Below are 23,345 nucleotides of genomic sequence, written 5' to 3'. Positions count from 1 at the left end.
CGACGCGATGCGGTCATCGCAGGCGCCCGCGGCGCCTTAGGCTGGTGCGATGCGCACGCACCCGAAGCGAGCCGTATGAGTCTCGATCTGCTGTCCACACCCACGGCGACGAAGCCCTGGGCCCACCCCGCGTCCTACTGGGGCGCCATGACGCATGCCCTCGCGGACATCAGCGGCCCCGTCGCCGCGATCAACGCCGAGGCGCTGCGCTACAACGCCCTCGATCTCGTCGTGCGGGCGGGAGGCGTCCCCATCCGCGTGGCGAGCAAATCGGTGCGCGTGCGCGAGGTCCTCGATGCGGTGCTGGCAGTGCCGGGCTATGCGGGCGTCCTCGCCTTCACCCTCCCTGAGGCGCTGTGGCTCGCCGAGACGATGGACGACATCGTCCTGGGCTACCCGACGGTCGACCGTGCCGCCCTCGCCGCGCTCACGGCCGACCAGAGCGCCGCTGCGCGCATCACCCTGATGGTGGACGACCTCGCTCAGCTCGACCTCGTCGACGCGATCGCCGCACCCGGCGCCCGCCCCGAGATCCGGGTCGCGATCGACGCCGACGCCTCGTGGCGCGCCCCCGCGCTGGGCCACATCGGCGTGCTGCGGTCGCCGGTCTACGAGGTGGCCGAGGTCGCCGCGCTGGCGCGCTCCGTCGCCGCGCGCCCGGGCTTCCGGCTCGTGGGCTTGATGATGTACGAAGCCCAGATCGCCGGTCAGGGCGACGCGACGGGATCGGGCGACGCGGTGATCCGCTGGATGCAGCGTCGCTCGGCCGCCGAGCTCCTGGACCGCCGCGCCGCGATCGTTTCCGAGCTGCGTGACATCGCCCCCCTCGAGTTCGTCAACGGCGGCGGCACCGGTTCGCTCGAGCTGACGGCATCCGATCAGTCCGTGACCGAGGTGACTGCCGGCAGCGGACTGCTTGCGGGCCACCTGTTCGACGGGTATCGCGCTTTCGACCCGGCGCCGGCAGCGGCGTTCGCCCTCGAGGTCGTGCGCAAGCCGGCTCCCGACGTCGCCACGGTGCTGGGCGGCGGATGGATCGCGTCCGGTCCCGCTCTCGAGTCGCGTCAGCCGCGCGCCGTCGCGCCGGCGGGACTGCGCATGGCGCCCCGCGAAGGAGCCGGCGAGGTGCAGACGCCCCTGCGGGGCGACGCGGCACGTGACCTGAGGATCGGCGACCGCGTCTGGTTCCGCCACTCCAAGAGCGGCGAGCTCGCCGAGCGCGTCGCCGCGTACCACCTGGTCGACGGCGACGAACGCCTCGGAGAGCTCCCGACGTACCGCGGCGAGGGGAAGGCGTTCCTGTGACCCGCCCCGGCGGCGTCTGGCGCAACTGGGGGCGGACGGAGTCGGTGCGGCCGCAGCGCGTGGAGTACCCGCCCACGATCGCGGCCGTGCAGCGGGCGGTGGTCGCCGCGGCAGCCCAGCACGTCCCTGTCAAAGCCGTGGGCGCCGGGCACAGCTTCACGGGCATCGCCGTCGCGCCCGGCGCACTGCTCGAGCTCCGTGATCTCAGCGGCCTCGTGTCGGTCGACGTGGATCGCGGGCGCGCGACGCTGCTCGCCGGCACGCGTCTGCATCGTGTCCCGTCGCTGCTGGCGCCCTTCGGCCTCGCGATGGAGAACCTCGGCGACATCGACCGGCAGTCCATCGCCGGTGCGATCTCCACCGGCACGCACGGCACCGGCGCCCGCTTCGGCGGCATCGCGGCTCAGGTGGTCGGAGCGACGCTCGTCACGGCATCCGGCGATCTCCTCACGGTGAACGAGGACGAGAACCCCGAGCTGGTCCCCGCCGTCGCGCTCGGGCTCGGTGCGCTCGGCATCCTCGTCGATGTCACTCTCCAGTGCGTCCCCGCCTACGTGCTGCATGCCGTGGAGCAGCCGGAGCCGCTCGACGACGTTCTGGCGGCGCTCGACGACCGCGTCGCCGCTGCCGACCACTTCGAGTTCTACTGGTTCCCGCACACCGATCGCGCGATGACGAAGACCAACACGCGTCTGCCCGACGGGGCGCCGCGGCATCCGCTCGCTCCGGTGGGCAAATGGATCGACGACACCCTCGTCGGGAGCGGTCTGCACCAGATCGCGTGCTCGACCGGACGGGCGATCCCCGCACTGGTGCCCACCATCAACCGCGTGTCCGCGAAGGTGTGGGGCGACCGGGAATTCACGGATGCCTCGGCCCGCGTGTTCGCGACCAGCAGGTCCGTGCGGTTCCGCGAGATGGAGTACGCGCTGCCCGCGGCGAACGTGCGTCCCGCGTTCGAGGCGCTCCGCGCGCTCATCGACGAGCGCGGCTGGCGGATCGGGTTCCCGGTCGAGGTGCGCTTCGCCGCCGCCGACGACCGCTGGATGTCGACGGCTCACGGTCGCGACGCGGGCTACATCGCCGTGCACCGGTACTGGCGCGAAGACCCGACGGAGTACTTCGAGGCGGTCGAGGAGATCATGCTCGGCCTCGAGGGGCGACCCCACTGGGGCAAGATGCACACGCTGGGCGCCGCGACCTTCCGCGAGCGGTATCCGCGCTTCGACGACTTCCTGGCGCTGCGCGACCGCCTCGATCCGGAACGGCTGTTCCGCAATCCGTACCTCGATCGCGTCCTCGGTGGGTAACGGCTGAGAGTCCGGGATCGCCCTCATGCCGGGCGTGCCCGCGTCGGTAGGATGAGGTCACTACCGAACGGAGCCTCCGCACATGGAATGGCTGATCCCAGTCCTTATCGTGGTGGCGCTCGTCGTCATCGTCGGCATTTATCTCTGGGCAACCTACAACTCGCTGGTCCAGCTGAACGTGCGCGTCGACGAGGCGTGGAGCGACATCACCGTCCAGCTCAAGCGTCGAGCCGACCTGCTGCCGAACCTCATCGAGGCCGTCAAGGGCTACGCCACCCATGAGAAGGCGGTGTTCGAGCGCGTGACACAGGCCCGCGCCGACACGCTGTCGGCGACGGGCCCCGCGGAGGCGGGCGCCGCCGAAGGACGCATGCAGCAGGCGCTGAAGTCGCTGTTCGCGGTCGCGGAGGCATACCCGCAGCTGCAGGCCAGTCAGAACTTCCTCCAGCTGCAGCAGTCGATCGTCGACAGCGAGGACAAGATCCAGGCCTCCCGCCGCTTCTACAACGGCGGTGTGCGTGAGCTGAACACCAAGATCAAGGTCTTCCCGAACAACATGTTCGCGCGGAACCTGGGCTTCCACGAGCGCGAGTTCTTCGAAGTGATCGACGGCGCCGCCATCTCGGAGCCGCCGCGCGTGCAGTTCTGACGCCCGCTGCTCGGGTGTCGGCGCGCGGCGGTAGCGTCGACGCGTGGCACTACGGCTGACTCGTGACGACGCACGTCGCGTCGCGGTGCGGGCGCAGCTCCTGACGGGGGAGCGGCCCGCCGGCATCGTCGAGACGATCGACGCGTTGACGATCGTGAACATCGAGCCCACGGCGGCGGTCGCGCCGAGTGCCGACCTGATCCTGTGGAGCCGGCTCGGCTGGCCCTACCAGCCGGCCGACCTCGTGCGCCTGGTCGAAGAGGATCGCGCGGTGTTCGAGTGGGGCGGGTTCTACCGGGCCATGACCGATCTGCCCCTCCTGCTCCCCGAGATGCGTCGGCGACCGCAGTCGGCTCAGGCACGGGAGTGGCTCGCGGCGAACGAGGTGTTCCGGCGCGAAGTGATGGCACGCCTGCGCGCCGAGGGGCCTCTGCGGGCCGCCGACATCCCCGACGCGGCCCAGGTGTCGTGGCGGTCGTCGGGGTGGACGAACAACCGCAACTCGATGCAGCTGCTGGAGATGCTCGTCCTGTGCGGCGACGTGGCCATCTCGTCGAGAGACGCGGGCGGACGGCTGTTCGACGTCGCCGACCGGGTGTATCCGTCGGATGTGACGATCCTCAGCGATGAGGAGGCCGCACGGGAGCGGGCGGAGCGACGACTCACGTCGCTCGGCATCGCGCGGGCGAAGGGCGTCGCACAGCCGCTGGAGCCGGTGGACGTCGGCGAGATCGGCGAGGAAGCGGTGGTCGACGGGACGGACGGCCTCTGGCGGGTCGACGCCGATGCGCTCGAGCGGCTCGACGAGGTCGGGCCTCGCACGGCGCTGCTGTCGCCCTTCGATCGGCTGGTGTTCGACCGTCGGCGGCTGGAGGAGATCTTCGTGTACGAGTACCTGCTCGAGATGTACAAGCCGGCCGCCCGGCGGCGGTGGGGCTACTTCGCCCTGCCGATCCTGCACGGCGATCGCTTCGTGGGAAAGCTCGACGCGAAGAGCGACCGCAAGGCGGGTGTTCTGCGGGTGCACGCCGTCCACGAGGATGAGCCGTTCAGCGACGAGGTGCGCCGGGCGGTGGATGCCGAGATCCAGGAGCTCGCTCGCTGGCTGGGCCTCGAGGTGGCCGGCGCGCCCGCACCGTGATGCCCAGAGAGGGCGTGTCTGCGCGTTCGGTCGTCCGAGTCTGGTCAGCTCGCGAGCTCTTCGACGGAGCCAGGCTCTTCCGCTGCGAGGCCGATGGGTTCGGCAGGGCCGGCGTCGTGGCGGGCGGCTTCCGGCATCGCGAACGCGAGATCGTCGACGGCGTCGCCCCAGGACGAGATCGACACCGACTCGAGTCCCTGCCAGGTCGCGGCGAGGCGCAGTTCGTCGGCGAGCCGGGGCGCGGCATCCGCCGGAGAGCCCGGCTCCCACCAGGCGGACTGCACCCGCAGCGTCGAGGCGGCGCGATCGGCCTTGAGATCGACGCGGCCGACCACGTCGTCATCGATGAGGACGGGCAGGGAGTAGTAGCCGAACCGTCGCCGCGGGGCGGGGGTGTAGATCTCGATGCGGTACTCGAAGTCGAAGAGGCGCTCGGCGCGGTCACGGAACCACACGACCGGGTCGAAGGGCGTGAGGATCGCCGCGGCCCGGATGCGGCGCGGTATGGCAGCGTCGCGGTGCAGCCACGCCTTGGCCGGGCGGCCGGCGCTGGTCCAGCCCTCCACGGTGACGGGATGCAGCTCGCCCGCGTCTGCGAGGTCGTCGAGCGCGGCCGTGACGGCCTTGCGGTCGGCGATCCGCCAGTAGTCCGCGATGTCGGCCGCCGTGGCCACCCCGTATGCGCGCGTCGCGCGCCGCACCAGCTCCCGCACGGCCTCCTCCCGGGGCACCGGCGCATCCAGCACGTCGCGCGGGATGACGTGCTCGGCGAGCCCGTAGCGACGCTCGAAGCCGCGACGTCCGGCGATCGCGACCTCGCCGAACAGCCACAGTCGCTCGAGCGCCTGCTTGACGACGTCCCAGTCCCACCACGGCCCGCGCGTCCTCTTCTGGGCATCGCGCTCGATCTGCGCAGGGCGCAGCGGCCCTCGTTCGGCCAGTTCCGCCCGCACCCAGTCCACGGTGTCGCGGTGGGCGTCGTACCACCCGCCGGGCGCGGTGCCCCCGTACTTCGCCCGCATCGCGCGCATCCGGAAGTCGAACAGCGCCCAGTCGGCGGCGGGGATGAAGGCGGCGACGTGCGCCCAGTACTCCACGTAGGGCGGGCGCCCCGAGAACAGCAGACGATCGAGGGCGGCGGTGTCGTAGGCGCCGACCCTCGAGAACAGCGGCATGTAATGCGATCGGGCGAAGACGTTGACCGAGTCGATCTGCAGCGTCGCCATGCGCCCCAGCGCGCTGTTGAGCTGGCGTGTCCCGGCGTTCTCCGGCCGCGGGCGGGCGAATCCCTGGGCGGCGAGCGCGATGCGGCGCGCTTCGGCGGCGCTGAGCGAGGACTTCACGCGCGTCAGCCTAGCCAGCGGCTCCGACATCCCGTCCGGCACCGGATGCCGCATCCTGCGCCGCACGCGGCACGGCGGGTCTTCATGACCGGTCCGGAATGCGACGCGCCTAGACTGGGCGAATGAGCACTGGGCGTACGAGCGGCTCCGACGACCGGCCCCGCGGCTCGCTCTTCGATGCGGTCCGCGACCGCAGCCGGGTGGTCTCGACCGAGACGTCGGCCGCCGTCCCGCGCGGCCTCCGCATCGCCACCGCCTACTCGTGGCGGGTGATCGTGGTCGCCGCGGCGATCGGCATCCTGGTGTGGCTGGTCATCCAGCTCAAGCTCCTGGTGATCCCGCTCCTGATCGCGATCCTCATCACCGCCCTGCTGTGGCCCGCGTTCGCGTGGATGCTGCGCCGCCGGGTTCCCCGCTGGCTCGCCATCGTGATCTCCGTCGTCGGCACGCTGGCGATCGTGACGGGGCTCCTCTGGCTCGTGGTCTGGCAGATCATGCAGCAGTGGGACTCCGTTCAGGCCAGCACGGTGGCCGCCATCGACCAGTTCCGGCAGTACCTCATCGACGGGCCGCTGCACCTCAGCTCGGAGCAGATCGACGATCTGCTGGATCAGGGCTGGGCCTTCATCCAGGAGCAGGCCGAGCTGCTGTGGTCGGGGGCGCTGGCGATCGGCTCCACCATCGGCCACGTCGTGACCGGTGCGGTGCTCGCCTTCTTCATCCTGCTGTGCCTGCTCGCCGACGGCGCGGGCATCTGGCGCTGGACGCTGCGACTGTTCCCGAAGAAGGCGCGTCCCGCCGCCGACGGCGCCGGTCGCGCGGGCTGGATCACCGTCGTCAACTACGCGCGCACCCAGCTGCTCGTCGCGACGATCGACGCGATCGGCATCGGCGCCGGCGCGGCCCTCCTGGGCGTCCCGCTGGCGATCCCCGTCGCGGTCCTGGTCTTCCTCGGCGCGTTCGTCCCGATCGTCGGTGCCGTCGTGACCGGCGCCGTGGCGGTGTTCCTGGCGCTCGTCTACAACGGGCCCTGGATCGCCCTGTGGATGCTCGTCGTCGTCCTGGGAGTCCAGCAGCTCGAGGGCCACGTGCTCCAGCCGCTGCTGATGGGGTCCGCCGTCAAGGTGCACCCGCTCGCGGTGGTGCTCGTCGTGGCCGGCGGCGCCATGATCGCCGGCATCCCCGGCGCGCTCTTCGCCGTCCCGCTCGCGGCGTTCGTCAACGTCGTCGCCGTCTATCTCGCCGAACGCGCGTGGGAGACCGGAAGGAAACCGTCCGGCGATCTCATCTGGAGCACCGTTCCGCGGCAGAGGAGAGTCCGTCCGTGACCACCGCCATGTCCTCCGCAGGTCCCGCTCGGCCCGCCCCCGCCGACGATGCGGTGCCGCCCGCCTCGGCGGTGCCGACGCTCGCTGACTTCGCGGATGCCGCGGCCACCCTCGAGGGCGTCATCACCCGCACGCCGCTCGATGAATCGCAGCATCTGTCGGACGTCCTCGGCGTTCCGGTGCATCTCAAGCTCGAGAACCTGCAGCGCACCGGCTCCTTCAAGATCCGCGGCGCGACGTACCGCCTGTCGAGGCTGACCGCCGAGGAGCGTGCGCGCGGTGTCGTCGCCGCGTCGGCCGGCAATCACGCGCAGGGCGTGGCCCTCGCTGCCAAGGCCCTCGGCATCCGCGCCACCATCTTCATGCCGCTCGGCGTGCCCGTGCCCAAGCTGCTCGCCACACGCGGCTATGGCGCCGACGTCGTGCTGGAGGGAGCGACGGTCGAGACTCCGCTGCGGCTGGCCGCCGAGTTCGCCGAACGGACGGGCGCCGTCTTCATCCACCCGTTCGACCACCACGACATCATCACCGGGCAGGGCACGCTGGGCCTGGAGCTCATGGACGAGCTGCCCGACCTGGACACGATCGTGCTCGGGATCGGCGGGGGGGGACTCATCGCCGGGGTCGCCGCGGCCGTGAAGGCCCGTGCCGCCGCCGAGGGCCGCACGGTGCGGGTGATCGGGGTCCAGGCGGCGAACTCCGCCGCCTATCCGGCGTCGCTCGAGGCGGGGCACCCGCTCGAGGTCGCAACCCTGCCCACGATCGCCGACGGCATCGCCGTGGCTCGGCCGGGCGATCTGCCGTTCGAGATCATCCGGGATCTGGTGGACGAGGTCGTCACCGTCACCGAGGACGACATCGCCCGCGCCCTGCTCGTGCTGCTGGAGCGGGCAAAGCAGGTCGTCGAGCCGGCGGGCGCGGTGGGGGTCGCGGCGATCCTCGCCGGCAAGATCGTCGCGGCAGGGCCGACCGTGACCGTGCTGTCGGGCGGCAACATCGACCCGCTGCTGCTGCAGCGCGTCGTCGCACATGGGCTGTCGGCATCCGGCCGGTACATGACGCTGCGCATCCCGCTGCCCGACCGTCCCGGTCAGCTCGCGCAGGTGTCGGAGCTGCTGGCCATCGCCGGGGCGAACGTCATCGAGGTGCTGCACACTCGCCACGGTCAGGGGCTGCAGATCAGCGAGGTGATCCTGCAGCTGAGTGTCGAGACGCGCGGCGAGGAGCACCGCGCACACGTCATCTCGGTGCTGGAGGGCGCGGGCTACGCGCCGACCGTCGTCGCCGACTGAAGCGTCCGCGAGGGCGCCGCAGAGCCGGCGTCACTGACCGTTGTAGGTCTCGACCTTGACGATCTCGACGGAGATCTCGCGACCGTTCGGAGCGGTGTACGAGGTCTTCTCGCCCTCCTTGCGGCCGAGGATCGCCGTGCCCAGCGGCGAGGCCTCGCTGTACACGTCGAGCTCGGAGCCGACGGCGATCTCGCGGTTGCCGAGCAGGAACACCTCTTCGCCGCCGGCGATGATCGCCGTGATGACGGTGCCGGGCTCGACCACGCCGGTGCTCTGCGGCGCCTCGCTCACCGTGGCGGTCTTCAGCAGGTGCTGGAGGGTCCGGATGCGGGCCTCCTGCTTGCCCTGCTCGTCCTTGGCGGCGTGATAGCCGCCGTTCTCCTTGAGGTCGCCTTCTTCGCGCGCGGCCTCGATGCGCTTCGCGATCTCCTCGCGGCCGGTCGTCGACAGATGCTCGAGCTCGGCGACCAGGCGGTCGTACGCGTCCTGGGTGAGGAAGGTCACGGGGGCGTCGGTGGACACGGCTGACTCCTTCGTTGGGCCCGGCATGAAATGCGGCACGGGCATAAACCGAACGCCCTGGCTCACGGCCAGGGCGCGATTCGACTGATGTCCCGACAGACTACGTCACTGCGCGGAGGGAGACAAAACCCAGCACGAGTTCACGAAACCGGTCGTCGCGAGCGCGGTGGTGGGGATGACCTCGCGGAACGCGCGGGCGTGCAGCTCGGATGCCGGCAGCTCGACCACGCGCCAGCCCACCACGCCGTGCTGTTCGTCCTGCGCCTCGATCGCGCACGCCACGGCCGAACCCGGGGGAGAGGTGATCTGGAATCCGAGCGTGACCGAGTGCTCGTCCGCCACGTCGAACGAGGTGGTGTCGGAGTCGACCGCGTTGAGCGCATTCCGCACGGTGAACCAGCCGAACAGGGCGATGAGGCCCACCGCGACGAGCACACCCGCCGCGATCGCCCAGCGACGTGCCGGCGATCGGCCTCGACCGTAGCGCTCGTCGAGCATGTCCTGCGTGGTCACGCCGCTCCCTGACGTCTCATCGGCCCGGATGGGAAAGATTAGGCTGGAACTCCAGGCTATGCGCTCGCGCGCACCCCCGACGACACGCCCGCCTCGCGGGCAGAGCGAGGAACCCATGCAGCACGCGATCGCCGTGATCCTCAGCGCCGCGCCGACGCCGACGCCGACGCCGTCCACGGTCGACCCCGACATCGTGACCCCCGGCGTGGTGGGCTTCGTGGTCACCGCCGTGATCGCGATCGCCGTGATCCTGCTGGTGTGGGACATGATGCGCCGCATCCGTCGCGGGCGCGTGCGGGCCGACATCCAGGAGGAGCTGGATGCCGAGGAGCAGGCGGCGCGGGCCATGGAGGCCACGGAGGTCGACGACGAGAGCATCGACCCCGCCGACGACGACACGCGCGGCGACGCCCCCGGACGCTGACCACGGCTGCGAGCGGATGCCGCGGTCCGCGGCTAGGCCCACGCGCCCGGAGGCTCAGGGCAGCGCGCCAGCGCTGGCCGGAGGGGGCGTGGGGACCGCTATCAGCCGGGCAGCCCGAGCGACGGCGACAGCGGGTCGAGCGCGATGAGCAGGCACGCCGTCCAGTGGCAGAGGAATGCCAGCACCGTGCAGACGTGGAAGATTTCGTGGAAGCCGAAATGGCCGGGCCACGGATTGGGCCGTTTGAGCGCGTAGACGATCGCACCGCCGGTGTAGAGGAGGCCGCCGACGGCCACCAGGATCATCATGGCGGCGTTGGCCTGGAAGAGGTCGACGAGGTACATGACCGCCGCCCAGCCGAGCGCGAGGTACAGCGCGACGTACAGCCAGCGCGGAGCGTTGATCCAGAAGACGCGGAACAGGATGCCCAGCAGGGCCCCGCTCCACACCAGCACCAGCAGCAGCGCGCCCTTCTGGGGCGGCAGCGCCAGAGTCGCGATCGGGGTGTACGTGCCCGCGATCAGCAGCAGGATGTTGGCGTGGTCGATCCGCTTGAGGATCGACTTGGTCTTCGGCTTCCAGTTGAACCGGTGGTACAGCGCCGAGTTGCCGAACAGCAGCAGCGACGTCGCCATGAAGACGGCGCAGGCCCACTTGGCGGGTGCCCCCTGCGCCACTACGATCAGCACGATGCCCGCGACGATGGCGACCGGGAAGGTGACCGCGTGGATCCACCCGCGCCACGTGGGCTTGATCTCGGGGTTCGCGGCATCGACGGCCGCGGCGTCCATCAGGGGCAGCACGGGGACCTCGGGGGCCCGGGGGGCACTGCGACGACGGCTCATCCCCTCAGCGTAGAGGGCGCGACATGCCGGCCGGGGAACATAGCCGGCCGTGCGGATGCCGGACCCGGCGCACGCTAGGGAGGGTGACGCACGCGGGGTAGCGTAGGCGTGTGGCGCGCGGCGAGACGAACGAGGGCAGGGGACCCCTCTACCGGCTCTACATCAACCGCCTGCGCCGTCGGCTCGATCCCGCCGCGGTGCCGCGGCACCTGGCGATGATGATCGACGGCAATCGCCGTTGGGCCAAGCAGCTCGGCTACGACTCGGCCGCGCACGGCCATCGCGCCGGCGCCGCCAAGATGAAGGAGTTCCTGCGCTGGTGCGACGACGTCGGCATCCGCGTCGTGTCGCTGTATCTCCTCTCCAACGACAACCTGCGCAAGCGCGATTCCCGAGAGCTGTCGGATCTGATCGAGATCATCGCCGAGCTCGCCGATGAGCTCTCGCATGAGCGCGACTGGCGCGTGAAGCACGTCGGCCGTGCCGACGCGCTGCCCGGGGATCTCGCGAGGGTGCTCGCCGATGTCGAGGCCCGCACCAAGGGCAACACCGGCATGCACGTGAATCTGGCGGTGGGTTATGGCGGGCGCGGCGAGATCGTCGACGCCGTGCGCAGCATCATCGCGCAGCACGACGAGCAGGGCGGATCGCTGGAGGAGCTCGCCGCGAGCCTCACCCCGGAGCAGATCGGCGAGCACCTCTACACCGGCGGTCAGCCGGACCCCGACCTCGTGATCCGCACGTCCGGCGAGCAGCGGCTGAGCGACTTCCTGCTCTGGCAGTCGGCGCACTCCGAGTTCTATTTCGTGGAGGCGCTCGGGCCGGATCTGCGCGAGGTGGACTTCCTGCGGGCCATCCGCGACTTCACGTCGCGGGAGCGCCGTTTCGGTGGCTGAGCCGTCCGTCACACCCAGCCCCGCGGCTCTGCCAGAATGATCGGCGTGACCGATCTGGATTCTTATCTGGCGTCGTTCGATGGGGAACCGGGGTATCTGGATTGGGCCGCGTTCGGCCCGCTCTCTCCGGCGGTCCGCAGCGAGGCGCAGGGCGACACCGAGCTGCTGGGCTCCGGCCGGCCCACGAGCATCGACCTGGTCGCCGACCACGTGCGCGAGGCTCGCGAGCTCGTCGCCGAGCTGATCGGATCGGATGCCGAGCACGTCGTGCTGCAGCCATCCACCACCTACGGGCTCATGCACGCCATCTACGGCCTCGCCGGCGGACTCATGCTGGGTCGGGGCGAGTTCCCGAGCCTCACGGTGGCGGCGACCCGGGCATCGGAGGCGTTCGGATCGCTGCAGCTGCAGTGGGTGGAGCCGGCCGACGGGTTCATGACCCCCGACGCGGTGCGGTCCGCTCTCTCCGACGAGACCAGGGCGGTCGCGGTGAGCCTCGTCGACTTCCGCACCGGCTATCGCACCGATCTGTCGGCACTGCGCGAGGTCATCGGCGACCGCCTCCTCATCGTCGACGCCATCCAGGGCTTCGGCATGGTGGAGGCCGACTATCTCGCGGCCGATGTCGTGTGCGGCCACGGGTACAAGTGGCTGCGCGCGGGCCGGGGCACCGGATTCTCCTGGTTCGGCGATCGCGCGCTCGAGCGCATCGCGCCGGTGCTCTCAGGATTCCGGGGGGTCGACGGCGATCTGCCCGTCGACGCCGTGCCGGCTCCGTCCGCCTCCGCTCAGGCGTTCTCGATCTCCGGCGCCGACACGCTCGCCGCCGCGCGGCTCGCGACAGCCCTGCGCGAGGTCGTCGACGCCGGGGTGGCGCAGATCGAATCAGTGCTCACCGCACGCGCGACCGACGTGATGTTCTACGCCGATCGCTACGAGGTGCCGGTGGTCACGCCGCGCGAGACCGAGCGTCGCGCCGGCATCGTCACGCTCGAGCCCGCGGCGCAGGACGCCGCGCCGCTGGCCGCGTCGCTCGCCAACCACGGCCTCACGGTCACCACGCGGGCCGGCCGCATCCGCGTGGCGCCGCACGTCGGCACCGGTGCCGACACGCTGCGGCTGTTCGGCGACGCGCTCGCCGCGTTCTCGTCGACACGCGTCTGGTGACCGACCGCTCGGGATGACGCCGGCCCGCCGGCGCAGGTCGGCGAGGACTCGGCGGCGGTTCGCAGCATCCGTTCATCGAATCGTCACATGATTCCCGCGTGTCGGGCGTGCGCGATGTCGGCGGGCGGACGTAGCGTGAGCGCATCGGGCAAGGAGCCCGGTCGAGTCGGCCTCACGGATCGCGACTTCACGATCTACGACTCGGTACCCTGGTCGACTCGTGACTGCCGGGTGAACCACCCGGGGCGGGAGTGGGTTGTGACCACACGAGCACCACACGAGCAGCGCAGTCAGGATCTCGAGCAGATCGCCGCGTCCGATCAGGACCTGCGCACCTATGTCCTCGACACATCGGTGCTGCTGAGCGATCCACGGGCGTTCTTCCGTTTCGCCGAGCACAGCGTCGTGATCCCCGTCGTGGTGATCACGGAGCTCGAAGGCAAGCGGCACGACCCGGAGATCGGCTATTTCGCCCGTCAGGCGCTGCGCCACCTCGACGAGCTCCGCGTCGAACACGGCCGGCTCGACTTCCCGGTCCCGGTCGGTGAGGGGGGCACGCTGCGGGTCGAGCTCAACAACACCGATTCGACGGTGCTGCCCTCGGGCATGCGGCTGGGCGACAACGACAGCCGCATCCTCGCCATCGCGATGCACCTCGCCCAGGACGGGCAGGAGGTCACGGTGGTCTCGAAAGACCTCCCCATGCGCGTCAAGGCCGCATCGCTCGGCATCACCGCCGAGGAGTACCTCGCCGAGCAGGCGGTCGACTCCGGCTGGACGGGCATCTCCGAGATCGACGTGTCGGGCGACGACATCAGCGATCTCTACGAGAGCGAAGTCGCCGTCAGCGAGGACGTACGCGGGCTGCCGGTGAACACCGGGCTGATCGTCCACTCCGAACGCGGCTCCGCCCTCGGGCGGGTCATCGGAGACGGCGAGTTCCGCCTGGTGCGCGGCGACCGGGAGGTCTTCGGGCTGCACGGGCGCTCCGCGGAACAGCGCATCGCCATCGATCTCCTCCTCGACCCCGAGGTGGGCATCGTCTCGCTCGGCGGCCGCGCCGGCACGGGCAAGTCGGCGCTCGCACTGTGCGCCGCGCTGGAAGCCGTGCTGGAACGGCAGCAGCAGCGGAAGATCATCGTGTTCCGCCCGCTCTTCGCCGTCGGCGGACAGGAGCTCGGATACCTCCCCGGTGACCAGCAGGAGAAGATGAACCCGTGGGGTCAGGCGGTGTTCGACACCCTCGGCTCCGTCGTGTCGAGCAACGTGCTCGACGAAGTCATCGAGCGGGGACTCCTCGAGGTGCTGCCGCTGACGCACATCCGCGGTCGATCGCTGCACGACGCGTTCGTGATCGTCGACGAGGCGCAGTCGCTGGAGCGCAACGTCCTCCTCACCGTGCTGAGCCGGATCGGCCAGGGATCCCGCGTCGTGCTCACGCACGACGTGGGCCAGCGCGACAATCTCCGCGTCGGGCGGCACGACGGTGTCGCGTCCGTGATCGAGACCTTGAAGGGGCATTCGCTGTTCGGACACGTCACGCTCGTACGCTCCGAGCGGTCCGCGATCGCGGCCCTCGTCACCGACCTCCTGGAGGCGGGAGAGCTCGCTTGAGTCCCACGCTCCGCTGAGGGTCGTCGCGCGCGGCGCGGCGCGGGGCGGCGGGCCGGGATGCCGCATCCTGGCCCGCCGCGCTACGGCAGCATGAGAAGAGTCTCATCGCCGGTGGCGCCTTCGGCGCGATCGGTCTGTCACCATGGAGAGAGGGGAAACGTCCCGCGCACCGGGGAAGGCAGGCTAGACGTGGAAGCACGCACGGGACTCGTGATCGGCGGCGTCACCGCCGTTGTCGCGAGCATCGCCGTCGTGACCGCCGTAGCGATGACCAACACCCTGGCCCTGACGGATTCGCAGGGCACCAGCCTGGCGTCCGATCGAGTCGTCGTTCCCTCGGCCACGTCCCCTTCCGCCAGCCCCAGCGCGACCCCGACCGTCACGACCGAGGCGCTGCCGCCGGCCGACGCCGAAGTCGTTGAGGCGCCCGCTCCACTCGTCGTCGAGAGCTCAAGCGGCGCCCAGGAGTCACGGACCCCGGCGACGCCGGCGGCGCCCCCGACGCCACAACCTGCTCCCGATGCGGGGGGTCCCGCCACCCCTGCCGACCTCGAGCCGGCCATCGCCGCTGCGAAGGCGGCCGGATCGTGGGACGGGCTCCGCACCTGGGCGCTCGCACACGGCTGGACGACAGCGCGGATCGATGCGCTCGTGTCACGACTCGACCGCGAGATGGCCGCGCAGGCGCCGGGCGCAGAGGGCGCGAGCGAGGTCGCCAAGGCGCCCGCGCGCACCGATTCCGATGCCCAGCGACGCCTGGTCGCCGGCGGGACCGAAGACCAGAAGAGCACGGCCGACACCGAGCCGGTGCACAACGATAGGCGTCCCGCGCATGCGGGATCGAACGTCGGGAACGGCAACGGCGCCGGTCACGACGCGAAGAAAGACCAGTCGCGCGTTTCCCCAGACAAGCGCGACTGACAACGGTCGGATTCCCCAGTCCGGCCTTTCACAGCCCCCGGTGTCCCCCAGCACCGGGGGCTTCTTCGTGCGCGCGGGGCGGGCCCCCGCCGACGTGGAGCCGCGCCGGCCTCACTCCCAGCGGTAGCCGGCGCCGCGGACCGTGACGATGTGATCCGGGCCGAGCTTTCCGCGCAGATAGCGCACATACACGTCGACCACGTTCGAACCGGGATCGAAGTCGAGCCCCCACACCCGGCTCAGGAGCTGCTCACGGCTGAGCACGCGGCCGGGGTTGCGGAGGAACTGCTCGGCGAGGGCGAACTCGCGAGCGGACAGATCGATCTCCCGTCCCGCGACGCTCGCGCGCCGCGCCAGGATGTCGAGCACGACGTCGCCGTGCGAGATCGACACGCCCGGCTGCGGGACGCTCTCGCGCAGACGGGAGCGGACGCGTGCCAGAAGCTCTTCGAACGTGAACGGCTTCGGCACGTAGTCGTTCGCGCCGGCATCCAGGCCCGTCACGGTATCGCGCGTGCTGGAACGCGCCGTCAGCATGATGACCGGCACGGCCGAACCTCGGGCGCGGAGCTGGCGCAGCAGTTCGAATCCGTCCATCGTCGGCAGGCCCACATCCAGCAGCACCAGGTCGGCGTCGCCGCGCAGCGCAGCCTCGAGCCCCTCCGGACCGTCCTCGACCAGGATGGTCTCGTAGCCTGCAGACTCGAGCCCGCGGCTGACGAAAGCGGCGATCCGAGGCTCATCCTCGACGATCAGGATCCTGGTCATCCGGCGGCCTCCCGTTGCAGTACGACATCCCCGGCTCGCACCGGCACGGGCAGCTCGGCCCCGGTCGGAGGCAGGTGGATGGTGAATGTGGCGCCGCCGCCGGGAGTGTCGGTGACCTCGCAGTGGCCACCGTGGCCCTTGGCGATGGCGTCGACGATGGCAAGGCCCAGTCCGGACCCGCCCACCGAGCGCTTGACGTGAGCACGATCGAAGCGGCGGAAGATCCGGGTGCGCTCGTCCAGCGGGATACCGGGCCCGTGGTCGCGCACCCAGAGCCGAGCGCCCTCGATGTCGCGCGCACTGCCGATCTCGATGGGAGCTCCCGCCGGTGTGTACTTCGCGGCGTTGTCGGCGAGCTGGAGCCATGCCTGCAGCAGACGGTCCTGATCGCCGATGGTCTCGCCGTCGGCGACGGCCTCGATCGTCCAGGAATGCCCGGGGATCACGGCGACGAGTTCGCCGACGCGGGCAGTCAGCAGAGCGAGGTCGACGGCGGCCAGGGTGCTCGAGTCGGCCTCCGCCGTGGCGAGAAGATCGATGTCTTCGACGAGCCGGGTCAGACGGTCGAGCTCGGCGATGCCGATGTCACGCGCGGACGCCACGTCCGCGGCATCCTTCGGGTCCATCAGCTCGAGATGGCCGCGCACGATGGTGATGGGAGTCTTCAGCTCGTGGCGCACGTCGTCCAAGAGCTGGCGCTGCCCGTCGACGGAGTCTTCCAGGCGGTCGAGCATCGAGTTGACGGTGCGGGAGAGATCCGAGATGTCGTCGTTGCCGTGCGGTTCCAGGCGCAGTGAGAGGTCGCTGATCGAGATGGCGTCCGCCGTCTCGCGCAGGTGGCGGATCGGCGACAGCAGCCGCCCGGTCACGAACCAGCCGACGATGCCGATCGCGCCCAGGACGGCCAATGCGGCGATCACGTAGGTCGTCATCGCGAACGTGACCGGCCGCAGCTCCTCGCCGAGGTCGACGGCACGCACGTACAGTCCCTGCTCCGGATCGCCTTCCATGTGCACGGGGATCGCGATGTAGCGCAGCGACCCCTGGTCGGTCACCGCGGTTCCTCTTCTCGTGCTGCCGTCCGCGGTCTCGGCGACGACGCGGTCGATGAGCTCCCGGTTCTTCGAGATGTCGAAACCGGACAGTGTGGCGGGCACCCAGCGCGGGGCGCCGTCGACCAGCGCCAGCGAGGCCTCGTTCTGGCCCGGCACGAGGCGCGCGACCACCGCGTTGAGGTACGCGTCGACGGAGCGGAATTCGTCCTTGTCGAGCTGGTCGGTCGCCGGAGGCGCACCCTCTGTCGCGCCCGCAGCCGCGTCGGCTGACACCGCCTCTAGTGACGTGACCTGCGCCGCCAGCCGCTCGTCGACCCCGTTCAGCGCCTGCTCGCGCTGGACGAGGAACGTCACGCTTCCCACGATCGCCAGCCCGACGCACGCGACGGCAAGGATCGCAGCAAGGATCCTGACGCGCGCGGGGACCGGGCGGGGAGTTCGGGCCATGTCCCGATTATCCCGCCGACGCAGAGGGAGCGGCATGGGGCGGGCGGATCAGCCCGGGTGCGTCATCGAGAGGAGGTCCAGCTTCTCGTCCAGCTGCTCGAGGGTGAGCTCGCCACGCTCCACATAGCCGAGGTCGATCACGGCCTCACGCACCGTGATGCCCTTCGCGACGGAGTGCTTTGCGATCTTGGCGGCCGCCTCGTACCCGATGAGCTTGTTGAGCGGCGTGACGATGGAGGGCGACATCCCGGCGTAGGCGGCGGCGCGCTCGACGTTCGCCTCGAGGCCGTCGATGGTCTTGTCGGCGAGCACACGCGAGGTGTTGGCCAGGAGCTCGATGGACTCGAGCACGGCACTGCCCATGATCGGGATGGCGACGTTGAGCTCGAAGGCGCCGGATGCTCCGGCCCACGCGACCGTCGCGTCGTTGCCGATCACCCGGGCGCACACCATGAGCGTGGCCTCGGGGATCACCGGGTTGACCTTGCCCGGCATGATCGACGACCCGGGCTGCAGGTCGGGGATGTGCAGCTCGCCGAGGCCCGTGTTCGGGCCCGAGCCCATCCAGCGCAGGTCGTTGTTGATCTTCGTGAGCGACACCGCGATGGTGCGCAGGGCGCCGGACGCCTCGACCAGCGCGTCCCGGTTGGCCTGGGCCTCGAAGTGGTCCTTGGCCTCCGTGATCGGCAGCTCGGTGTCGGCGACGATGATCTCGATGACGCGCTGCGGGAATCCGAGGGGCGTGTTGATGCCGGTACCCACGGCGGTGCCGCCGAGAGGCACCTCGGCCACGCGGGGGAGCACCGCCTGCACGCGCTCGATGCCGAGGCGGATCTGACGGGCGTACCCGCCGAACTCCTGGCCGAGGGTGACGGGCGTCGCGTCCATGAGGTGCGTGCGGCCCGACTTGACGACGGTCTTCCACAGGTCGGCCTTTGTCTCCAGCGCGACCGCGAGGTGGTCGAGGGCCGGGATCAGGTCGTCGATCAGCTCCTGTGTGACGGCGATGTGCACGGAGGTCGGGAAGACGTCGTTCGAGGACTGCGACGCGTTGACGTGGTCGTTCGGGTGCACGGTGGCGCCGAGCGCCTGCGTCGCGAGGGTGGCCAGCACCTCGTTCATGTTCATGTTCGACGACGTGCCGCTGCCGGTCTGGTAGACGTCGATCGGGAACTGGTCGGCGAACTCGCCGGCGATGATGCGGTCGGCCGCCCCGGCGATGGCGTCGGCGATGGCGCCATCGAGCGTGCCGAGCTCCTTGTTGGCAAGGGCCGCGGCCTTCTTGATGCGTGCCAGCGCGACGATCTGTGCGGGCTCGAGCCGGTCGCCCGAGATCGGGAAGTTCTCGACGGCGCGCTGCGTCTGGGCGGCGTAGAGCGCGTTCTTGGGCACTCGCACCTCGCCCATGGTGTCGTGCTCGATGCGGTACTCGGTGTCGGTCACGTCGTTGTTCCTCACGTGTCGGTACGGGGTGGGGGAAGCCGGTTCAGGCCTGGTCGGGGATCCCGACCATCACGTCGGGGACCGCCGTGCCCTCGGCGAGGCGGTAGTTCGCGCCGACGATCGCGAGGCGACCCTCGGCGACGGCGGTGCTGATGAGCTCGGAGGCGTGCAGCAGCTCGCCCACCGTGTCGCGCAGATGCTCGCGGCCGACCTCGTCGGCGTCGATCTCGGCGGGGTAGACGCCGTCCACGGCAGAGGCGCGCTGCACCCGGCGCACGGCCGGAACGATGGGGGAGATCAGGCGCCAGATGTGCGGCGGGAGCGGGTCGGCCTCGGGATCGGTGATGTCGATCGCGGCCCGCACGGCGCCGCACGCGTCGTGGCCGAGCACCACGATGAGCGGCACCTCCAGTACGGCGACGGCGTATTCGAGGCTGCCGACCACCGAGTCGGAGATGACCTGGCCCGCGTTGCGCACGACGAACAGGTCGCCGAGGCCCTTGTCGAAGATGATCTCCGCGGCCAGGCGCGAATCTGCGCAGCCGAACAGGGCGGCGCGGGGGCGCTGCCCGTCTGCGAGGTCATGACGGGTGTCGACGTCCTGACGGGGGTGTCGCGGCTCCCCGGCGACGAAGCGCGCGTTGCCGCGCTGCATCTCCTGCCAGGCCTTCACGGGCGTGGGCTGGTCGGTCACTCGGCCTCCTCGCGCAATGCGGTGATCTGATCGGCGACGGAGCGCGCGGTCTCCTCCAGAGCCTTCTCGCCGGCTGCGCCGTAGATGAGCACGGCGTCGGTGCCGGCGTCGGTGGCGAGCGCGACCGAGATGTTCCCGGTGCGCTGGGGGTCGAGCTCGTAACGGTCCCACGTGATGCCGTCGACGGTCAGGGTGTCCTGCGGGGCGGAGCCCGAGAGCACGCGCGCCGCCCACGACTCGTCGGCGTCGAAGCCCTGCGCCACGCGAAGGAACCCGCGCTCGTCCTCTCCGGCGGGGGCGTAGACGACCGTGAAGGCGCGCACCGGGCCGTTGCCCTCGATGCGGGCGCTGTTCACGACCCACCCGTCGGACAGCTCGGGCGTGATGACGGTGCGGTCCTCCGACGCCGAGATGTCAGCCGCGACCGCGGCGACGTCGATCGGCTCTCGTGCGGGGGGAGTGCCGCGCGGAACGGCGACGATCACGACCACGACCACCGCGAGGGTGGCGAGCAGCGCCGCGATGAGGTTCCGCACGTTCTGACTCGAGCGGTAGACCCGCGACGACTCCGCCTTGCGGTCGGCCGTCTCCTCCGGGGTCTCCGGGCGGCCGAGCTCGGCGACGATGCGTGGCCCGCGCGTCATCGGGCTTCCCCGCCGTCGGTGCGCTCCACCGTCGCGCGGGCGGCCTCGAGCCGGCGCTTGGCGCCCAGCAGCCACTCCTCGCAGCGAGCGGCGAGGGCCTCGCCGCGCTCCCACAGGGCCAGGGAGTGCTCGAGAGTCGGAGCGCCCTGTTCCAGCTCGGCGACGACACGGACCAGTTCATCGCGTGCCTGCTCGAAAGAGAGGGTCGCGACGTCCTCGGGGGCGCCGCTCTTCTCAGTCATGGCCTCCATCTTAGTTCGCGGCCGGGCGCGCGCCGTGCCCTGCCGGGTCGCGCTCCGTCACGTCCTCGACGGCGGGCTGCGTCCCGGCCGACCGCTGTTCGGCGATCTCCCCGTCCGAGTGCGCCGCGAACGATCCGCGACCCACGGTGACGACGACGGCGGTGGATGCCGGGGCCTGCGCGGCGTCCCGCACGATGACGCCGTCGGTCAGATGCGCGATGGCGTAGCCGCGGGCGAGGGTCGACGCGGGCGACAGCGCCCGCAGCGTGGCGCGCAGCTCCGCGGTGCGGCGGTCGTGCAGCTGGAGCGAGCGGTCCACCCGATCGCGCCCCCGTGCGGCGAGCACCTCGACCTCGTGCGCCCGCGTGGTGAGGAGGGTCTCGGGCGCGCGCAGCACCGGTCGCGACCTGAGCTGCTCGAGCTGCGCGATGTCGTGGGAGATCCGCTGCGAGAGCCGCATGTTCATGCGGGAGCGCAGCTGCCCGACGATCGCACGCTGCTCCGCGACATCCGGCACGATGCGTTTGGCGGCATCCGTCGGCGTCGAGGCCCGGAGGTCGGCGACGTCGTCGAGCAGCGGGTGGTCGTTCTCGTGGCCGATCGCGCTGACGACGGGAGTGGATGCCGCGGCCACCGCCCGCAGCAGGCGCTCGTCGCTGAATCCGAGGAGCGTCTGGGGGTCGCCGCCGCCGCGCGCGATGACGATGACGTCGACGTCGGGGGCGGCATCCAGCGCCTTCAGCGCCGCGATCGTCTCGGGGACGCAGCGGTCGCCCTGGACGGCGGCGTACTTCGTCTGGAAGCGCACCTGGGGCCAGCGCAGCTCCGCGTTGCGGTGGACGTCCTTCTCGGCATCCGAGTTCTCGCCGGTGATCAGACCGATGAGATGGGGGAGGAAGGGCAGCGCCTTCTTGCGTGCCGGGTCGAACAGCCCCTCCGACCGCAGCTGCACCCGCAGCCGCTCCAGGCGTTCGAGCTGATCGCCGAGGCCGACATGGCGCATGGCCGAGACGCCGAAGCCGAAGTCGCCGTTCTTGACGAAGTAGTCCGCCTTCACACAGGCGATCACGTGGTCGCCCACCTTCAGGTCGGCGGGGAGTCGATCCCGGGTCGACGACCAGATGCGGAATGAGATCGTCGCATCGGTGACGAGGTCTTTCAGGCGTCCGAAGACATTGCCGCCGCGCTGGTTCCACCCCGTGATCTCGCCCTCGACCCAGACCGAGCCCCACGTCTGGACGAATCCGCGGATCGTGTCGTTGAGGCGCGCCACCGATGTCGGCGCCTGCGAGCTGGAGTCCCGCGGCGGCACGGAGTCCGCGGGCGGCGGCTCGCCGGGAACGGTGGCGGGCTGGAAGGTCGTCATGCGGTCCTTTCGTGCTCGGGCGCCCGGCGTTCCGGCGGCGCACGTGCAGGGGTCGCGGGCTGTCCCACGGAGGCCTCGCTCAGGAGCCCGCCCGTAGACTCGAGGGGTGAGCATCAGCACCGTGGGGCAGACCCGAACGAGTCCGGCCCTTGTGAGCATGCCCGTCCCGCGCATCCCACGGCGGCGCGAACCCCTTCAGGATATCGCCGGGTCCGGACACAAGCGCGTGCTCCTGGCATCGCCCCGCGGCTATTGCGCCGGCGTGGACCGCGCCGTCATCGCCGTCGAGAAGGCGCTGGAGCGCTTCGGCGCTCCCGTGTACGTACGCAAGCAGATCGTGCACAACATCCACGTCGTCACCGAGCTCGAGGCCGCCGGCGCGGTCTTCGTCGAGGAGGTCGACGAGGTCCCGCCCGGTGCCCACGTCGTCTTCAGCGCGCACGGGGTGTCGCCCGCGGTCGTCGACGCGGCGGCCGATCGCGGCCTCCGGGCCATCGACGCGACCTGCCCCCTCGTCACGAAGGTGCATCGCGAGGCCGTGCGCTTCGCGCGCGACGACTACGAGATCCTCCTCATCGGCCACGTCGGCCACGAAGAGGTCGAGGGGACGGCCGGCGAGGCTCCCGACCACGTCACCATCGTGAACTCGCCCGACGAGGCCGACACCATCGAGGTGCGCGACCCGTCCAAGGTCGTGTGGCTCTCGCAGACGACGCTGTCGGTCGACGAGACCATGGAGACCGTGCGGCGTCTGCGTGCGCGGTTCCCCGAGCTGCAGGATCCGCCGTCGGACGACATCTGCTACGCGACGCAGAACCGCCAGGTGGCGATCAAGAAGGTCGCGAAGGACGCCGATCTCGTGATCGTCGTGGGGTCGGCGAACTCGTCCAACAGCGTCCGCCTCGTGGAGGTCGCGCTCGAGTACGGCGCGAAGGCCGCGTACCGCGTCGACTACGCCGACGAGGTCGAGCAGGCGTGGCTCGACGGCGTGGAGACCGTCGGGGTCACCAGCGGCGCTTCGGTGCCGGAGGTGCTCGTGCAGCAGGTGCTCGACGACCTCGCCGCCGCGGGCTACCGCGACGTCGAAGAGGTGCGCACCGCGGAGGAGGACCTGCAGTTCTCCCTTCCCAAGGAGCTTCGGACGGATGCCGCGGGCAAGCGCGACGACCGCGCCCTCGGCGGCCGGAGCCGACCATGAGCGACCCCTCGTCACCCCCGCAGCCGGGCGGCGCCGCGTCGCCCGAGGCGCCCGGACACGGGTCCTCGGCGCCCGAGCCGCAGCACTCTGAACCGTCGCCGCCGCGCCCGCAGTTCGGCGAGTACGCCACGCCGGAGGAGCAGCGCGCGCGGATCCGCGAGCCCGCGCCGTGGCAGCTGGAGCAGACGCCCGTTGCCCCCGTCATGACCGACGCGCCC

Annotated in this window: 24 protein-coding genes; 13 read left to right on the top strand and 11 right to left on the bottom strand. The window is 70.9% G+C overall.

Features of this window, described 5'->3' with window-relative positions:
- Positions 1-75: 75 nt before the first annotated feature.
- The 4 genes from ACI3KY_RS09585 (at position 76) to ACI3KY_RS09570 (ending at position 4,405) form a co-directional block, all read left to right on the top strand.
- Positions 76-1,305, top strand: a complete 1,230-nt coding sequence (locus ACI3KY_RS09585; RefSeq protein WP_404929941.1) for an alanine racemase — start codon at positions 76-78, stop codon at positions 1,303-1,305.
- The gene (locus ACI3KY_RS09580; protein WP_404929940.1) at positions 1,302-2,615 is read left to right on the top strand and encodes a D-arabinono-1,4-lactone oxidase; all 1,314 of its coding nucleotides are present in this window, start codon (positions 1,302-1,304) and stop codon (positions 2,613-2,615) included. Before ACI3KY_RS09585 ends, ACI3KY_RS09580 begins: the two co-directional genes overlap by 4 nt.
- An 82-nt stretch (positions 2,616-2,697) precedes the next feature.
- Positions 2,698-3,264 carry a LemA family protein gene (locus ACI3KY_RS09575; RefSeq protein ID WP_404929939.1) on the top strand — a complete coding sequence of 189 codons (567 nt, stop codon included), beginning with the start codon at positions 2,698-2,700 and terminating at the stop codon, positions 3,262-3,264.
- 43 nt (positions 3,265-3,307) lie between these two features.
- Entirely contained in the window at positions 3,308-4,405 is a 1,098-nt protein-coding gene (locus tag ACI3KY_RS09570; protein ID WP_404929938.1) for a DNA glycosylase AlkZ-like family protein, read from the top strand.
- Between the two features lie 44 nt (positions 4,406-4,449).
- Here ACI3KY_RS09570 and ACI3KY_RS09565 read toward each other — a convergent pair whose 3' ends face one another.
- The gene (locus ACI3KY_RS09565) at positions 4,450-5,748 is read right to left on the bottom strand and encodes a winged helix-turn-helix domain-containing protein (protein WP_404929937.1); all 1,299 of its coding nucleotides are present in this window, start codon (positions 5,746-5,748) and stop codon (positions 4,450-4,452) included.
- 122 nt (positions 5,749-5,870) lie between these two features.
- Here ACI3KY_RS09565 and ACI3KY_RS09560 point away from each other — a divergent pair, with 122 nt between their 5' ends.
- Together ACI3KY_RS09560 and ilvA are read left to right on the top strand one after the other, a co-directional pair.
- Positions 5,871-7,076, top strand: a complete 1,206-nt coding sequence (locus ACI3KY_RS09560) for an AI-2E family transporter (protein WP_404929936.1) — start codon at positions 5,871-5,873, stop codon at positions 7,074-7,076.
- A gap of 8 nt (positions 7,077-7,084) precedes the next feature.
- On the top strand, positions 7,085-8,368 hold the full coding sequence (gene ilvA / locus ACI3KY_RS09555; RefSeq protein WP_404929979.1) for a threonine ammonia-lyase: 1,284 nt from the start codon (positions 7,085-7,087) through the stop codon (positions 8,366-8,368).
- A gap of 30 nt (positions 8,369-8,398) precedes the next feature.
- On the opposite strand, the gene greA is transcribed toward ilvA, so the two are convergent.
- Positions 8,399-8,890: a transcription elongation factor GreA gene (gene greA, locus ACI3KY_RS09550; protein ID WP_404929935.1), complete on the bottom strand. Its 492-nt coding sequence runs from the start codon at positions 8,888-8,890 to the stop codon at positions 8,399-8,401.
- A gap of 105 nt (positions 8,891-8,995) precedes the next feature.
- Entirely contained in the window at positions 8,996-9,403 is a 408-nt protein-coding gene (locus ACI3KY_RS09545) for a DUF4307 domain-containing protein (RefSeq protein ID WP_404929934.1), read from the bottom strand.
- 115 nt (positions 9,404-9,518) lie between these two features.
- Between ACI3KY_RS09545 and ACI3KY_RS09540 the strand changes: the two genes are divergently transcribed.
- The gene (locus tag ACI3KY_RS09540; RefSeq protein ID WP_404929933.1) at positions 9,519-9,827 is read left to right on the top strand and encodes a hypothetical protein; all 309 of its coding nucleotides are present in this window, start codon (positions 9,519-9,521) and stop codon (positions 9,825-9,827) included.
- Positions 9,828-9,928: 101 nt separating this feature from the next.
- On the opposite strand, the gene ACI3KY_RS09535 is transcribed toward ACI3KY_RS09540, so the two are convergent.
- Positions 9,929-10,672, bottom strand: coding sequence for a hemolysin III family protein (locus tag ACI3KY_RS09535; RefSeq protein ID WP_404929932.1), 744 nt, complete (start codon positions 10,670-10,672; stop codon positions 9,929-9,931).
- A gap of 110 nt (positions 10,673-10,782) precedes the next feature.
- On the opposite strand from ACI3KY_RS09535, the gene ACI3KY_RS09530 reads away from it, so the two are divergent.
- The 4 genes from ACI3KY_RS09530 to ACI3KY_RS09515 all read left to right on the top strand — a co-directional run bounded on the left by ACI3KY_RS09530 (position 10,783) and on the right by ACI3KY_RS09515 (position 15,270).
- Positions 10,783-11,568, top strand: coding sequence for an isoprenyl transferase (locus ACI3KY_RS09530; protein ID WP_194413599.1), 786 nt, complete (start codon positions 10,783-10,785; stop codon positions 11,566-11,568).
- A gap of 36 nt (positions 11,569-11,604) precedes the next feature.
- Entirely contained in the window at positions 11,605-12,735 is a 1,131-nt protein-coding gene (locus tag ACI3KY_RS09525; RefSeq protein WP_404929931.1) for an aminotransferase class V-fold PLP-dependent enzyme, read from the top strand.
- A gap of 258 nt (positions 12,736-12,993) precedes the next feature.
- Complete coding sequence (locus ACI3KY_RS09520) at positions 12,994-14,349, top strand: PhoH family protein (RefSeq protein WP_404929978.1); 1,356 nt, start codon at positions 12,994-12,996, stop codon at positions 14,347-14,349.
- A gap of 189 nt (positions 14,350-14,538) precedes the next feature.
- Complete coding sequence (locus ACI3KY_RS09515) at positions 14,539-15,270, top strand: hypothetical protein (RefSeq protein WP_404929930.1); 732 nt, start codon at positions 14,539-14,541, stop codon at positions 15,268-15,270.
- Positions 15,271-15,381: 111 nt separating this feature from the next.
- Here ACI3KY_RS09515 and ACI3KY_RS09510 read toward each other — a convergent pair whose 3' ends face one another.
- From ACI3KY_RS09510 to xseA, 7 genes are read right to left on the bottom strand one after another with little or no spacing between them, the layout of a single operon-like run.
- Positions 15,382-16,038, bottom strand: a complete 657-nt coding sequence (locus ACI3KY_RS09510; protein ID WP_404929929.1) for a response regulator transcription factor — start codon at positions 16,036-16,038, stop codon at positions 15,382-15,384.
- Complete coding sequence (locus tag ACI3KY_RS09505) at positions 16,035-17,540, bottom strand: ATP-binding protein (protein ID WP_404929927.1); 1,506 nt, start codon at positions 17,538-17,540, stop codon at positions 16,035-16,037. The genes ACI3KY_RS09510 and ACI3KY_RS09505 overlap by 4 nt, the downstream gene beginning before the upstream one ends.
- Before the next feature lie 48 nt (positions 17,541-17,588).
- On the bottom strand, positions 17,589-18,983 hold the full coding sequence (locus tag ACI3KY_RS09500; protein WP_404929926.1) for a class II fumarate hydratase: 1,395 nt from the start codon (positions 18,981-18,983) through the stop codon (positions 17,589-17,591).
- A 43-nt stretch (positions 18,984-19,026) separates the two neighbouring features.
- A complete protein-coding gene (locus tag ACI3KY_RS09495) occupies positions 19,027-19,638 on the bottom strand; it encodes a carbonic anhydrase (RefSeq protein WP_404929977.1) in 612 nt (203 codons plus the stop codon).
- A 35-nt stretch (positions 19,639-19,673) separates the two neighbouring features.
- Positions 19,674-20,321 (bottom strand): DUF4245 family protein, encoded by a 648-nt coding sequence (locus ACI3KY_RS09490; RefSeq protein ID WP_404929925.1) that lies wholly within the window; start codon positions 20,319-20,321, stop codon positions 19,674-19,676.
- Complete coding sequence (locus ACI3KY_RS09485) at positions 20,318-20,563, bottom strand: exodeoxyribonuclease VII small subunit (RefSeq protein ID WP_404929924.1); 246 nt, start codon at positions 20,561-20,563, stop codon at positions 20,318-20,320. The genes ACI3KY_RS09490 and ACI3KY_RS09485 overlap by 4 nt, the downstream gene beginning before the upstream one ends.
- A 10-nt stretch (positions 20,564-20,573) precedes the next feature.
- Entirely contained in the window at positions 20,574-21,929 is a 1,356-nt protein-coding gene (gene xseA, locus ACI3KY_RS09480) for an exodeoxyribonuclease VII large subunit (protein WP_404929923.1), read from the bottom strand.
- A 157-nt stretch (positions 21,930-22,086) separates the two neighbouring features.
- Here xseA and ACI3KY_RS09475 point away from each other — a divergent pair, with 157 nt between their 5' ends.
- Together ACI3KY_RS09475 and ACI3KY_RS09470 are read left to right on the top strand one after the other, a co-directional pair.
- Positions 22,087-23,127 carry a 4-hydroxy-3-methylbut-2-enyl diphosphate reductase gene (locus tag ACI3KY_RS09475; RefSeq protein ID WP_404929976.1) on the top strand — a complete coding sequence of 347 codons (1,041 nt, stop codon included), beginning with the start codon at positions 22,087-22,089 and terminating at the stop codon, positions 23,125-23,127.
- On the top strand, positions 23,124-23,345 hold a 222-nt coding region (locus ACI3KY_RS09470; protein WP_404929922.1), incomplete at its 3' end, for a DUF6264 family protein. The genes ACI3KY_RS09475 and ACI3KY_RS09470, both read left to right, overlap by 4 nt.

This window comes from Microbacterium sp. ZW T2_14, assembly GCF_044987405.1.
Lineage (GTDB): Bacteria > Actinomycetota > Actinomycetes > Actinomycetales > Microbacteriaceae > Microbacterium.
This window is presented reverse-complemented; position numbering and strand designations above follow the sequence as displayed.

Coding starts and splice junctions, on each gene's coding strand:
- ACI3KY_RS09585 (WP_404929941.1), top strand. CDS start 76: ATGAGTCTCGATCTGCTGTCCACACCCACGGCGACGAAGCCCTGGGCC.
- ACI3KY_RS09575 (WP_404929939.1), top strand. CDS start 2,698: ATGGAATGGCTGATCCCAGTCCTTATCGTGGTGGCGCTCGTCGTCATC.
- ACI3KY_RS09560 (WP_404929936.1), top strand. CDS start 5,871: ATGAGCACTGGGCGTACGAGCGGCTCCGACGACCGGCCCCGCGGCTCG.
- ilvA (WP_404929979.1), top strand. CDS start 7,085: ATGTCCTCCGCAGGTCCCGCTCGGCCCGCCCCCGCCGACGATGCGGTG.
- ACI3KY_RS09540 (WP_404929933.1), top strand. CDS start 9,519: ATGCAGCACGCGATCGCCGTGATCCTCAGCGCCGCGCCGACGCCGACG.
- ACI3KY_RS09535 (WP_404929932.1), bottom strand. CDS start 10,672: ATGAGCCGTCGTCGCAGTGCCCCCCGGGCCCCCGAGGTCCCCGTGCTG.
- ACI3KY_RS09525 (WP_404929931.1), top strand. CDS start 11,605: ATGATCGGCGTGACCGATCTGGATTCTTATCTGGCGTCGTTCGATGGG.
- ACI3KY_RS09510 (WP_404929929.1), bottom strand. CDS start 16,038: ATGACCAGGATCCTGATCGTCGAGGATGAGCCTCGGATCGCCGCTTTC.
- ACI3KY_RS09505 (WP_404929927.1), bottom strand. CDS start 17,540: ATGGCCCGAACTCCCCGCCCGGTCCCCGCGCGCGTCAGGATCCTTGCT.
- ACI3KY_RS09495 (WP_404929977.1), bottom strand. CDS start 19,638: ATGCAGCGCGGCAACGCGCGCTTCGTCGCCGGGGAGCCGCGACACCCC.
- ACI3KY_RS09490 (WP_404929925.1), bottom strand. CDS start 20,321: ATGACGCGCGGGCCACGCATCGTCGCCGAGCTCGGCCGCCCGGAGACC.
- ACI3KY_RS09485 (WP_404929924.1), bottom strand. CDS start 20,563: ATGACTGAGAAGAGCGGCGCCCCCGAGGACGTCGCGACCCTCTCTTTC.
- xseA (WP_404929923.1), bottom strand. CDS start 21,929: ATGACGACCTTCCAGCCCGCCACCGTTCCCGGCGAGCCGCCGCCCGCG.
- ACI3KY_RS09475 (WP_404929976.1), top strand. CDS start 22,087: ATGCCCGTCCCGCGCATCCCACGGCGGCGCGAACCCCTTCAGGATATC.